General features: G+C 74.2%; 13 protein-coding genes and 1 tRNA gene. 6 read left to right on the forward strand and 8 right to left on the reverse strand.

Annotated features, from left to right (window positions below; genetic code table 11):
• Positions 1–4: 4 nt before the first annotated feature.
• From der to E5225_RS08090, 3 genes are all read left to right on the forward strand, one after another.
• On the forward strand, positions 5–1,555 hold the full coding sequence (gene der / locus E5225_RS08080) for a ribosome biogenesis GTPase Der (RefSeq protein WP_166435850.1): 1,551 nt from the start codon (positions 5–7) through the stop codon (positions 1,553–1,555).
• Positions 1,552–2,742, forward strand: a complete 1,191-nt coding sequence (locus E5225_RS08085; RefSeq protein ID WP_243738002.1) for a hypothetical protein — start codon at positions 1,552–1,554, stop codon at positions 2,740–2,742. The genes der and E5225_RS08085 overlap by 4 nt, the downstream gene beginning before the upstream one ends.
• Positions 2,743–2,770: 28 nt before the next feature.
• A tRNA-Pro gene (locus tag E5225_RS08090) sits at positions 2,771–2,844 on the forward strand.
• 160 nt (positions 2,845–3,004) lie between these two features.
• Here the strand turns inward: E5225_RS08090 and E5225_RS08095 are convergent.
• The 6 genes from E5225_RS08095 to E5225_RS08120 form a co-directional block, all read right to left on the reverse strand.
• Complete coding sequence (locus E5225_RS08095; RefSeq protein WP_135971799.1) at positions 3,005–3,781, reverse strand: SagB/ThcOx family dehydrogenase; 777 nt, start codon at positions 3,779–3,781, stop codon at positions 3,005–3,007.
• A 12-nt stretch (positions 3,782–3,793) separates the two neighbouring features.
• Positions 3,794–5,107 (reverse strand): YcaO-like family protein, encoded by a 1,314-nt coding sequence (locus E5225_RS08100; protein ID WP_166435851.1) that lies wholly within the window; start codon positions 5,105–5,107, stop codon positions 3,794–3,796.
• Complete coding sequence (locus E5225_RS08105; protein ID WP_135971801.1) at positions 5,104–6,105, reverse strand: TOMM precursor leader peptide-binding protein; 1,002 nt, start codon at positions 6,103–6,105, stop codon at positions 5,104–5,106. Before E5225_RS08105 ends, E5225_RS08100 begins: the two co-directional genes overlap by 4 nt.
• Positions 6,105–6,284, reverse strand: a complete 180-nt coding sequence (locus tag E5225_RS08110; protein WP_135971802.1) for a hypothetical protein — start codon at positions 6,282–6,284, stop codon at positions 6,105–6,107. The genes E5225_RS08105 and E5225_RS08110 overlap by 1 nt, the downstream gene beginning before the upstream one ends.
• A gap of 67 nt (positions 6,285–6,351) precedes the next feature.
• Positions 6,352–6,558, reverse strand: a complete 207-nt coding sequence (locus tag E5225_RS08115; RefSeq protein WP_135971803.1) for a hypothetical protein — start codon at positions 6,556–6,558, stop codon at positions 6,352–6,354.
• 100 nt (positions 6,559–6,658) lie between these two features.
• A complete protein-coding gene (locus tag E5225_RS08120; RefSeq protein WP_135971804.1) occupies positions 6,659–7,642 on the reverse strand; it encodes a radical SAM protein in 984 nt (327 codons plus the stop codon).
• Between the two features lie 592 nt (positions 7,643–8,234).
• Here E5225_RS08120 and E5225_RS08125 point away from each other — a divergent pair.
• Together E5225_RS08125 and E5225_RS08130 are read left to right on the forward strand one after the other, a co-directional pair.
• Positions 8,235–8,501: a hypothetical protein gene (locus E5225_RS08125; protein ID WP_135971805.1), complete on the forward strand. Its 267-nt coding sequence runs from the start codon at positions 8,235–8,237 to the stop codon at positions 8,499–8,501.
• A 193-nt stretch (positions 8,502–8,694) separates the two neighbouring features.
• The gene (locus E5225_RS08130; protein ID WP_135971806.1) at positions 8,695–9,330 is read left to right on the forward strand and encodes a fasciclin domain-containing protein; all 636 of its coding nucleotides are present in this window, start codon (positions 8,695–8,697) and stop codon (positions 9,328–9,330) included.
• 54 nt (positions 9,331–9,384) lie between these two features.
• On the opposite strand, the gene E5225_RS08135 is transcribed toward E5225_RS08130, so the two are convergent.
• Positions 9,385–10,482 carry a Fic family protein gene (locus tag E5225_RS08135; protein ID WP_244243691.1) on the reverse strand — a complete coding sequence of 366 codons (1,098 nt, stop codon included), beginning with the start codon at positions 10,480–10,482 and terminating at the stop codon, positions 9,385–9,387.
• Positions 10,483–10,825: 343 nt separating this feature from the next.
• Complete coding sequence (locus E5225_RS08140; RefSeq protein ID WP_135971807.1) at positions 10,826–11,689, reverse strand: universal stress protein; 864 nt, start codon at positions 11,687–11,689, stop codon at positions 10,826–10,828.
• An 87-nt stretch (positions 11,690–11,776) separates the two neighbouring features.
• Here E5225_RS08140 and E5225_RS08145 point away from each other — a divergent pair, with 87 nt between their 5' ends.
• On the forward strand, positions 11,777–12,244 hold the full coding sequence (locus E5225_RS08145; protein ID WP_243738004.1) for a response regulator transcription factor: 468 nt from the start codon (positions 11,777–11,779) through the stop codon (positions 12,242–12,244).
• Positions 12,245–12,253: the final 9 nt, after the last annotated feature.

The raw sequence follows: 12,253 nt of genomic DNA on the forward strand, positions 1-12,253 counted from the left end.
GCGCATGACCCAGCCGGACCCCGCCCTGCCCGCGCCCGCCGCCGACCCCGACGACGCCGCGGTGGTGGACGTGAGCGCCGACTCCGACGTGGCCGCCGGGCTCGACGCCGACGCGACCGTGGACGACGCCGCGCGCGAGCGCGCCCTGCGCGCGGGCCTCGAGGAGTACGAGCTCGCCGACGAGGACCTCGCCCTGCTCGAGGGCGACGCCGACGGCGACCTCGACGACGACGCCCGGGCACCCCTGCCGGTGCTGGCCGTCGTGGGGCGCCCGAACGTCGGCAAGTCGACGCTCGTCAACCGCATCCTCGGCCGCCGCGAGGCCGTCGTCGAGGACAACCCGGGCGTCACCCGCGACCGCGTGAGCTACCCCGCGGAGTGGTCGGGCCGCCGCTTCATGCTCGTCGACACCGGCGGCTGGGAGGTCGACGTCGCGGGCATCGACGCGCGCGTCGCCCAGCAGGCCGAGGTGGCCATCTCGCTCGCGGACGCCGTGCTGTTCGTCGTCGACGCGACGGTCGGGTCCACCGACACCGACGAGCAGGTCGTGCGCCTGCTGCGCCGGTCGGGCAAGCCCGTCGTGCTCGTCGCGAACAAGGTCGACGGCCCGGCCGTCGAGGCCGACGCCGCGACGCTCTGGAGCCTCGGGCTGGGGGAGCCGCACCCGATCTCGGCGCTGCACGGCCGCGGCACGGGCGACCTGCTCGACGCCGCCATGGACGCGCTGCCGACCGAGTCGGCCCACGGCGTCGCGCTGCCCGACGGCCCGCGTCGCGTCGCGCTCGTCGGCCGGCCGAACGTCGGCAAGTCGTCCCTGCTCAACAAGGTGGTCGGGTCCGAGCGCGTCGTCGTCGACGAGACCGCCGGCACGACCCGCGACCCGGTGGACGAGCTCGTCGCGCTCGGCGGCAAGCCGTGGGTGTTCGTCGACACCGCGGGCATCCGCCGCCGCGTGCACCAGACGTCCGGCGCCGACTTCTACGCGTCGCTGCGCACGCAGGCCGCGATCGAGAAGGCCGAGGTCGCGGTCGTGCTCGTCGACGCGTCGGCACCCATGACCGAGCAGGACATCCGGATCGTCCAGCAGGTCATCGACGCCGGGCGCGCGCTCGTCGTCGCCTACAACAAGTGGGACCTCATGGACGAGGACCGCCGCCCGTACCTCGAGCGCGAGATCGAGCAGCAGCTCGTGCAGGTGCAGTGGGCGCCGCGCGTCAACGTCTCCGCGCGGACGGGGTGGCACACCGACCGCCTGGTGCCGGCGCTCGAGCGCTCGCTCGAGTCGTGGGACACCCGCATCCCGACGGGACGCCTCAACGCGTTCCTCGGCGAGCTCGTCGCGGCGCACCCGCACCCGCTGCGCGGTGGCAAGCAGCCGCGCATCCTGTTCGCCACGCAGGCGTCGACGCGGCCGCCGCGGTTCGTCATCTTCGCGACCGGCTTCCTCGAGCCGCCGTACCGCCGGTTCATCGAGCGTCGCCTGCGCGAGACGTTCGGGTTCGAGGGGTCGCCCATCTCGATCTCGGTCCGCGTGCGGGAGAAGCGACGCCGATGACCGACGGGCGGGGCGGGCAGCCTGCCGCGGCTCGGCCGCACGGGGACCAGCCGGACGGGGGTCAGCCGGACGGTCAGGCGGCCGACGCGGTGGTGGCGGCGGGGCACGCGACCGTGCACCTGCTGCTGCGCCTGGGACTGCCGCGCGACCCGCGCGCGACCCGCCACCTCGGCACCTTCCTCGCCGTCACCGCGGCGACGGTGCTCGTCACCCGGGCCCTGCTGGCCGCGTCGGGGTACCCGCAGCTCGGCGGCGGCGACCTGCACGTCGCGCACGTGCTGTGGGGCGGTCTGCTCATGGCCGTCGCGTTCCTGCTGCTGCTCTCGTTCCTCGGGCCCGTGCTGCGCCCGATCGGTGCGGTGCTCGGCGGCATCGGCTTCGGCCTGTTCGTCGACGAGGTCGGCAAGTTCGTCACCAGCGACAACGACTACTTCTACGAGCCGACCGCGGCGATCATCTACGCGACCGTCGTGGCGCTCGGGCTCGTCGTCGAGTGGCTGCACGGCCGGCGTCCGCGCGACCCGCGTGAGGCCCTCGCCGGCGCGGTGGACGAGGCCGTCGCCGGCGTGGCCGGCGGCTTCACGCACGACGCGCGCAACCGGGCGCGGACGCTGCTCGAGGAGGCCGGCGACGTGCGCGGTGCGGCCGAGACGGCCGCGCTGCTCCGCGCGGTGCCCGAGGACGACGACGAGCTGCCCGACCCCGTGGGTGCGGTCGCACGGGGGACGGTGCGCGTCCTGCACGCCCTGGTGCGCGCCCGGTTGGTGCCGTGGGTCGCCGTGCTCCTGCTCGTCAGTGCCGCGGTCGTCACCATCACGCGCGGCCTGCTGCGGTGGGGCGACCTCGGCGGGCTCTGGTGGGTCGCGGCGGGCGTCGTGGTCAGCGGCGTGGTCGGCGTGCTGCTCGCCGTCATGGGGCTGCTGCGCGTCGGGCGCGACGCGGTCGACGGGTACCGCTGGTTCCGCCGCTCGGGGCTCGTCAGCCTGCTCGTGACGCAGTTCTTCCTGTTCCGGCTGTCGGAGTGGGACGCGAGCTGGGGGCTGCTGGTCGACCTGCTCGTGCTGGGCGTCGTCAGCGCCGAGCTGGCGGTGCTGCGCCGGGCGCAGGAGGAGCGTGACGACGCGCGTGCGGACGAGGCGGACGCCGCCGCCGGGGCGGGGTCGGAGCAGCCCCGGACCGTGCGGTAGAGTTCTCGACGGCCCTTACGGGGGCCATCGGGCTGTGGCGCAGCTTGGTAGCGCACTTGACTGGGGGTCAAGGGGTCGCAGGTTCAAATCCTGTCAGCCCGACAGGTTCATGCAGGTCAGAGGCCCGCACCGCTTCGGCGGGGCGGGCCTTTGAGCGTCCGGGGCGCGGTCGGGGAGCCGAAGTCCGCTCTGGGCGGCCATCGATCTCAGCAGCACGCCGTGGACGCCGCGACGAGGCCCCAGCAGAGTGGCCGTCGCCAGCTCATGGCACCGGCGTGCCCAGCGTCGCGAGGTACAGGCACGCCTCGTCGACGCCGTCGACGGACAGGGCGTCATGCACCTCGTCGTCGACGAAGCCGCCGAAGGGGCATGACGCCAGGCCCACTGCCGCACACGCGAGGACGACGTTCTGCATCACGTGGCCTGCCTCGAGGAGCGCGAACCGGTAGCCGCGCTCGCCGTACTTGATGCGCGACCGGCCGAACAGTGCGGTGACGACGAGGACGACGGGCGCGGTCGCCGCGGCCTCCGGCACGAAGACGGTGCGACGCACCGCGTCGGGGTCGCGGTCACCCGGCAGCCGCTCGAGCGCGTGGTGCTGGACGTCGTAGTGGTAGATGCCCGGGGTGGGGGCGGTGCCGGCGAGGACCGCGACGTACAGCTCCAGCGGGTAGAGACCTCCACCGGAGGGGACCGACCGGAACGGCCGGCGATCGGGGTGCTCGCCGTAGGCGTGGTGCAGCACCGTGGACAGGCTCGCGAGCGTCACGGGCTCGGACGAGTACGCCCGCACGGAGCGCCGCCCGTCCATGACCGCGAGCACACCGGGGCCACCGGTGCGGGCCGGCGGCGGCAGCGGCGTCACGGCTCCCGCTGCATACGTCTTGCGTCCGTGCGCCATCGCGTGGCGCACCGGTGCGCTCAGCCCTGCGCCGTCGGCGGTGCGGGTGACCTTGCTGTTCTCGTGGAACAGCTCGGCCGGCGACTCGTGGTATGTCGCGTCCAACGTGCCCAGCTCGCGGGGCCAGGTGCTGGTCATCGTGCCTCCGTGTCAGGGGAACGGGTGTGGCATGAGCTGGAGGGGGCCGCCGTCCGCGCGCGCCGCCCGCGCCCCCGTCCGCCACGCCCCCGCGCCGAACCAGAGGGGAAGGGCCTGCGGGACGACCACGCGGGTGACGACGAGCCCGACCTGCGCCACGTCCGGTGGCGTCAGGTCGGTCGCGAATGCCTCGAGTCCCCGGGCGGCCAGGCGTGCCACGTACCAGTCCACCGTCGCTGCCGGGTCGAGGCCCTGGGGACCGCCGAGGTCGAGCGGACGACGCGTGCCGCCACCCAGGAGAGGACCGAGGAGGTGCCGATGTGCCCGGTCGATCGGCCACATGACGTGGTCCTCGGTGGAGACGACGCCCGCGAGGTCGACCTCCTTCGACGAGCGGCGGGCCGCCATGGCGCGGACCCAGGGGATGCACTGCGCGAGCTCCTCCAGGGCGGAGCGTGCGGCGTCCTGTGCGGTGACACCGGCGGCCGTGGCGACCACCGGCCCGTCGTCGAAGTCGCCGGGCACCGTCGTCCACGCGAGGACGACCGGGACCCCGACGTCCCCGGTGAGGTCGACGAGCGTCGGCGTGAAGGCCGACGCGGCGAAGAGGTCCAGGCAGCGGACCAGACGAGGGTCGTCGGCCCCGCGGGGGTCCAGGACGGGGAGTGCCTCCTGCTGTGCCCACGCACGCATCGCTGCGTCGCGTTCGACGACCTCCGACAGCCCGGCGGCGATCGCCTCGGCGTGCGTGTTCCCGCACGCAAGGCCGTTGGTCGTCTGCTGCATGAGCGGGCGGGCGCCCGCGGGCTCCACGCGTGCCATGAACACGGCGCACGCGGGCAGCCACCGTGCCGCACCATCGCCGAGCCGCCGCCCGGGGTACCACGCCACAGGCGTCCGGTCGGTGTAGCGCGCGTAGGGGAAGCCGGGGCGCTCGTACTGTTCCTCGTCGTACAGCACGAGGTCCGCGGGCGTCACGACGTCCTGCCCCAGCTCCGCCGCCGTCGCGACATGCAGGTCCCCGTACGGCACCAGGCGGCATGCGTAGCGCTCGACCGCCTCTCCGACCGCCGCGGCGGCCGCGCGCTCGCGGTCGACCGACGTCGACCCGTTGACGGAGCCGAAGCTCTCCACGCCGTACGCCGCCGTGTCGGCGAGCTCGCTGCCGAAGCCGAAGACCTGCGGGGAGTCGGGGTCGACGGGGCTCTCGTAGAGGACCCGGATGATCCCGGCCGACTGGTCGACCAGGCGACGGCCGACGTCGAGCGTGACTCTCGGGGGCGTCGCAGGACCCGGCCGGAGGTCGAGGACGGGCGCGGGGATCACGGCCGTGCCTCGTCGGCGGTGAGGTCCCAGATCTTCGTCTGCGGGCGGTACCGCTGCGGCCCGCACACCGAGCACCGGGGCAGTCGCAGCACCTCGTGCAGGGCAGTACCGGCCACGAGGGGACGCAGGGACAGGAATGCCCCGAAGGTGCGGGGTCGTGCGGCCCGCGTCAGGGCGAGCACCACCTCACCCGCCGCCACGGCCGCGACGGTCAGGGCGAGGTGGACCGGAGCCGAGGCGAGCGGCCGGCGGTTCGAGGCGACGTACTCGCCGTGGGCGTCATCGAGCAGCGACGCATTCGCCGCGAGGCGCAGTCGGAAGCACTCGTGGCACGCCGTGACCCGAGGGACCACGAACGGCCCTACCGTCCCGTGGTCGGGCCCCAGGGTCGCCGGAAGCCAACGCAGGCCGCGGGTGACGCACGCGCGGTTGACGCGGTCGAGCGTCGACGCGTCCGGCACGTCGGAGGCGAGCACCACGAGGTCCGGCGGCGTCCCGTCGAGCGGCACGCCGTCCGGCGCCTCGCCGCGGCTCACCGCCCCCACGCCCGCGAGCGTCAGGGCCGCGCCCAGCGCATCGGCGACCATGCCGCGCCCGATGAGTGCGACCGTCGCACCGGAGAGCCGGTCCTGTGCGATCGCGCCGCCGGGCTCGAGGGAGGCCAGGTAGCGCCTTTGCGGCGCCAGCCCGTCCTCCGCAGCCGCGTCGCCGTCGCGCTCCTCGTCGAGCAGCTGGTGTGCCGCGAGGACCTGCAGCGCACCGACGAGCACGTCGGGCGCGACGTGCGGCAGCTCGGCCTGGAGCTCGGGGAGCGTGCGCCTGCCGTCGAGCTTCGGCAGCAGGTCGGGCAGCAGCTCCTCCACCGTCCGGCCTTGCAGAGCGACGGCCGTCGCGCCGCCGCGCAGCAGCAGCGTCCCGTCCGTGCGCGAGCCCTGCAGGTCGCCACGGAGGCGTGGCCGAGCGGGGAGGCCGTCCGCCGCCTCGACTCCGGTGTCCATCAGTGTGACGAGCTGCTGCTGGAGCAGCCGCCCGGGCGCTCATCAGGGCGAGAGGCGGTGAAGCGCTCCCGGTAGATCTTGACCGCCCTCTCGGCGGCGTCGACCTCCTCAGGCTGCAGGGCGCGGGCGCTGAGGTCCAGCACGAGCAACCCTCGGTCGTCTTCCTTCGACGTACTCATGGCGTCCTCGTTCTCGTAGGCGGGCCGACCGGCCGTCGGTGGCATCACCGGCGGCCGGCCGGGTGGCTTACCTCTCAACGGTCTCGCCGACGAGCTTCGACGACGAGGAAGAGCAGTTGCCGATGATGTTGCAGCCGCTGTTGGAGGCCCGGAGGTCCTCCAGCTGGCGGTACACGTTCACCGCCACCGAAGCGGCGACGGTCTCCTCGAGGCCGCGCTGCTGCACAGCGGTCAGCTTGAGCTCGCGGAGCGAGAAGATGGCGTCTTCACTCATGTCGTGCCTCTCCCTTCGGACGATGGTCTGGACGTGTGCACGCGACAGGCCGGAGGCCCGCGTGGCGGGTGGTGGTACGCGTCGTCGTGCCGGACGCCGGTCATCTCCGAGCGACCTCGCGCAGGTCCACCAGGTCCACCTGAAGAGCACGCAGATCCGCTTCCAGGGTCGCGAGGGCGTCGTCGACGACGGCGGTCAGGGCCGCGTCCGTGAGGAGGCGGTGGCACAGATGACACTGGTCGACGACCCCCTCGGCGAGCAGGTCGCGCCCGAGGGCCTCGTGCACGAACGGGAGGAAGAACGTCGGGCCGAGCTGGTCGAGCACCTGCAACAGGAAGGAGTCGTCCGCTCGCGCCAGGACCGTGCCGATGGTCTCGACCCGCACGTTGCCCATCAGCAAGGGGGGCGTGAAGCCACCCGGCGAGCAGCAGGGGTAGACGTCACCCTCGGCGGTCACGGCGACGCGTGTGAAGTAGGCGTGGCAGGAGCCGACGGGCGATACCGCCGCGGGGAGGTCGTCCCGGCTGACGGCCACTGCTCCGCGACCGACCGGGATGCACGGCATGGCCACGACGTCGACACGGTCGGCGAGAGGACCGAGCAGCGCTGCCGCGTCCGCGACGTCGAACGCGCGCGTGCGCACCACGTTCACCCGCACCTCCAGGCCCAGCCCGAGCGCCGCGGCCACGGCGGTCCGCAGCCTGGCGCCCGTGGTGAACTCGAGGTGGAACTCGCTGACGCTGACGGTGAGCGCGGTGAGCCCGGCATCGACCAGCGGCCCGAGGGTCGCGTGTGCGGTGCGCGCGCTCACGCCCCAGTACCCGTTGGTCGTGACGTTGGCGCCCAGCCCGAGCTCGTGGGCGAGCGCGACGACGCGGACCAGGGCGCGTGCGAACAGCATCGGTTCCCCACCGGACAGGCCGATCTCGGCGAACCGTCCGGTCGCTGCCGCGTCGCGTACGTGCTCCAGGAGCTCGTCGGCGCCCATGCCCGCAGGCTTGCGCGCCTCGGACTCGTTGAAGCAGTGGCGACACCGGAAGTTGCACTTCTCGGAGAGCACAAAGCCGAGCACCCGTGCGTCCATCGCGGTTCCCCCCCGCAGCCATCGGGCGTGAACTGTGCCCGATATGACCCAGATCCATGGTTCTCGCGTGTGATACGTCGGTCAACGCGCGTGGGCGGGTGAGAAATCGGCGCGGGACACGGACCACGCCCGCCCGGCGCTGCCGCGGCGGGAGGCGCGGGAAGGGACCCGGGCCGGGCCGGGCCGGGTCGCGACAGCGGTGTCCGGGACGGGGGTCGCGTCCGGTGCTCGGGAACCCGATGCGGTCGAGGTGTGTTGCCACGGGTCGGTCGCTGCGCGATTCTGTTGAGCAGCGGGGGAGTCCCTGCAGCCCACCCAGGGCCGAGCGAGCCGCTCGTGGACGGCAGAGCTGCCGTCGTGGCGGCCGATGCGGCCAGATCGCCGAGCAGGCGCTCGGTCACCGCACCGGTCAGTCGCGGTGCAGCACCGTCTCCACGGCTCGGATTCGCGCAGCATGGAGCCCCTGCGGCGCAGCGGGGACGAGCTCCTCCGAGGGGTCGAGCGTCCCGTCGACCACGGCGGCGAATCCTGGCCCGAGACGGTGCACCAGGAGAAGCGCAGCTCTGCACCACACGATCCAGGGGGATTGATCATGGCCGACACCGCCCGCGTGACCGACGACAGCATCAAGGTGCGTCAGCTCAGCCACTACCAGTTCAGCTTCCGTGCGGGTGACGCCGGGACCAAGGGCACCTGGTACCTGCAGCTCGTCCTGGACCAGGGAGCGTGGGAAGAGGTCCTGACCCTCACCGCCGACGACGCCGACAACCTGCAGGACGTGCTGACCGCCACGGACACCGTCTACTACGACATCGAGCGTCGCTTGTTCATGTTCGGGGTCACCAAGCCCGGCCACTGACGGGAATCGGCTCGGGCACACGCTCTTCGGTGAACACGCCGCAGCTCGGGCAGGCGCGGAGCGGGGGCGCGGCATCCACCGGTCGGACCGGGTGCATCCGGACGCGTCGTCCACGCGGAAGAAGGGATGAGGGCGTCGACGACGACGCCCGCGGCGCCGCGCGTGCCGCCCGACCGTCCGCAAGGAGTCCTCGATGAAGATCCGTCGTCTCGCCGCGTCCCTGGCCGCCACCGCCCTGGCCGGCGGTGCGGTCGTGGGCCTCGCCCCCGCCGCGTCCGCTGCCGCTCCGACCAGCCTCGCCGCGGTGCTCGCCGCCGACGGCTCCGGTTTCGACCGCAGCTGGTACGACTTCGACATCGTCGACAACGCGGTCGGCGCGGTGCTCGCCGCGAAGCCGGGGAGCCCGGTCGCCGTGCTCGCCGACGGCACGGTGCCGCTCACGGCGTTCCTGCCGAACGACCGCGCGTTCCAGGTGCTCGCGCACGACCTCACGCACCGCTGGTACGGCTCGGAGGAGAAGGTGTTCGAGGCCCTGGCCACGGCGGTGGGCATCGACGCGATCGAGCAGGTGCTGCTCTACCACGTGGTGCCGGGCGCGACGATCGACTCCGCCGCGGCGCTCGCGTCCGACGGCGTGGCGCTGACGACCGCGCAGGGCGGCACGTTCACGGTCGACGTCATCTCGAGGCGGATCCCGATCGTCGTCCTGCGGGACGCCGACCGGAACGACCTCAACCCGCTCCTCGTGCGGAGCAAGCTCGACATCAACGCCGGCAACCCGCAGATCGCGCACGGCATCACCTTCGTGCTGCGTCCGTCCGACCTCTGACGGACCGCGCCCGCCCGGTGCGCACCGGGCGGGCGCGACGGCGGCCCTCGTCCGTCACCAGTCCCGGCGGTGCGACCTCGCGGCGAACCGGTCCATCGCGGCCAGCACCTCGGGTGCCTGCCATACCCGATCGCGGGCTCCGTTGCCGACCTGCTCGAGGACGCCGTCCTCCACGAGCCGGTCGATCGCCAGCTGGGCGTTCACCGTGCTCACCCCGAGCGCCTGCGCCGCCAGGCGCGTGTCCACCACCGGCCGCGTCGTCACCAGGTCGGCGAGCGCCCAGGCCGCGGCACCGCGGCGCGCCCGGATGCGGTCGCCCCAGGCGGCACGCGCGGTGGTGACGTCGGCGATGAGCCGGCGCGAGCTCGCCAGCGCGGGGAACACCGCCTCGGCGACCTCGGTGACGATCGGCTCGACGTCGCCGGACCGGTAGAGGGTCAGGGCGTCGAAGTACCGGCCGGTGTCGACGAGCAGGCCGGCGGACACCGGGACGATCGCCTCCCGCGTCAGGCCACCGTGGCGCAGCTGGGCATGCAGCAGCGCCCGGCCGGTGCGGCCGTTGCCGTCCGGGAACGGGTGGACGGACTCGAGCTGGGCGTGCGTCAGGGCGGCCTGCGCGAGCAGCGGCACGTCGTCGCGTGCCATGAAGGCCACGAGGTCGTCGATGGCGGCCGGCACCCGCTCGTGCACGGGGGCGACGAACGTGGCGCCGTGCGGGCTGCGCGAGGTGCCGCCGATCCAGACCTGCTGATCGCGCCACCGCCCGGCGGCCGCCGGCATGTGGCCGACCATCAGCGCGCGGTGCATCGCGAGGATCGCTGCGCCGTCGAGCCGGCGGGCGCCGGCGAGTGCCTGTGTCATGGCGGTGACGTTGGCGACGATCTCGTCCGCGTTCGCGCGGCCCTTGCGTCCGAGCTCGGCCATCGCGATGGCCTTGGGGGAGGAGGTCAGGTTCTCGATCCGGGAGGAGCTGGCCGCTTCCGTGCGCAGCAGCAGCGCCGCGAACGACGTCGTGGCGGCGTGCGTCTCCCCGTCGAACCGGGCGATCTCCGCGGAGGCCTCAGCGACGAGCGCGGCGGCCCGGGACGACAACGCGACGGGGGCGTCGGCGATGCAGGGCGGGACGGCCGCCTCGTAGAGCCCCGTGTGCACGGAGCGCCCGGCGCGGGGCCCGTAGTCGGCGTCGGCGGACCGCCACTCGACGGCCTCGGTCCCGAACGTGGGCCAATCTCCCGTGGCCCGGGCAACGGACTCGCCGCGTCCGCCGGTGGCCCACCGGTCGCCGTGCGGCCGACCGATGGACTGCGGGGACTGATCCGTTGCCACCGTCGAACGTTACCATCGGAAGAGGCACGATCCATTGCCAACCCGCCCGGTCATTGACGGTTCCCGCCTCTGACCGCCCCGTGAGACCGGCCGCGACGGCATCCATCTCCCCGTGACGTGCCCTGCGGCCTGCGCGCCTCCTCGGCGGTGCCGTCGGGGCGAGCCGGCCTCAGGCCGCAGCCCGGCAAACCAGCACGCTCGACGACGCGTTGCGGAGCACGTCGTGGCTGACGGAGCCCAGCAGCATGCCGCGGAAGGCGCCCAGACCGCGGCAGCCGACGACGACGAGCTCGCTGCGGCGCGACAGCGCGGCGAGGGCGTGCGCGGGATCGTCCTCGACCACCTCGACCTCGACGCGCAGGCCGGGGTGCTCCTCCCGCAGGTCCTCGGCCAGGCGTGCCGCGGCGTGGTGCGCGGGGCCCGCCTCGTCGGGCAGGAGCGGGGCGGGTGCGTCGCGGGTGCCGTACGGGTCGACCACGGTCCGGCGGGCGTGCACCACCAGGAGCGGGACGTCGCGGGACCGCGCCTCCCGTGCCGCGGTCCGTGCCGCGGCGAGCGAGGCCGCCGAGCCGTCGACGCCGACGACCACCGGCCCCGCCGGTGCGGCGCCCGGTGCGTGCCGGACCACGGCGACGGGGACGGGTGCGTGCGCGGCCAGGTGGCCGGTCACGCTGCCCAGCCGGGAGCCGTCCGGGCGGGCGCTGGAACCCAGCACCAGCAGCTGCGCGCCCGCCGCGGCCGCGAGCAGCGCCGGGACGGGCGGCCCCTGGACGGCGCGGGTCTCGATGCGCAGCCGCGGGTGCAGGGCGGCCGCGCGCTCCCGCTCCGCGTCGAGGTAGCGCTGCGCCTCCAGGTCGAGACCCAGGTCGAGGGGCGCGTACCAGCCCCACGCTGCGAGGTCGGACGGCGCCTGCCATGCGCGGACGAGCAGCACGTCGGCGTCTCGCCGTCCGGCCTCGTCCAGGCCCCACCGCAGCGTGTGGGCGCTGTGCGCCCCGCCGTCGAGAGCGATGACCACCGGTCCGTCGAGCATCGGGACCGCCTCCTGTTCAGGTGGCCGACATCGTGTTCCTCTCCAGGTTCCGCCCTCGCAGGGGGCCACGGTGGTGACCTAGGACCCATGCGGGGCAGGTCCGGCCGGCAGCCGCACCGGCCCAAGCGCACGCCGGCCGGCTTCGTGCGCACGCCGTGCACGACAGGGGCACGACCGGGCTCAGCGCGCGAACGCCAGCACGCCGGTGACGACCAGGCTGATCGCGCGCTGCAGGCGGGGGTGGACGGCTTCCTGCCCAAGTCCCGCCACGCCCGGGACGTCGCCGAGGTCATCCGGCTCGTCGCCGCCGGCCGCCGCTACGTCGACCCCGAGGTGGCGGCCGACGCGCTCGCCGACGAACGCAGCCCCCTGACCGACCGGGAGCTCGACGTGCTGCGCGCCGGGCGCCGCGGCGAGACGACCGCCGAGATCGCCGCGTCCGTGCACCTCTCGGCGGGGACGGTGCGCAACCACGTCTCGTCCGTCCTCGGCAAGCTCGGGGTGGCGACGCGGCAGCAGGCCGTGCTCGCCGCGGAGGAGCGTGGCTGGATCTAGGGAGAGGAT

Origin of the sequence: Cellulomonas shaoxiangyii, assembly GCF_004798685.1 — a bacterium.
Taxonomy (GTDB): Bacteria; Actinomycetota; Actinomycetes; order Actinomycetales; family Cellulomonadaceae; genus Cellulomonas; species Cellulomonas shaoxiangyii.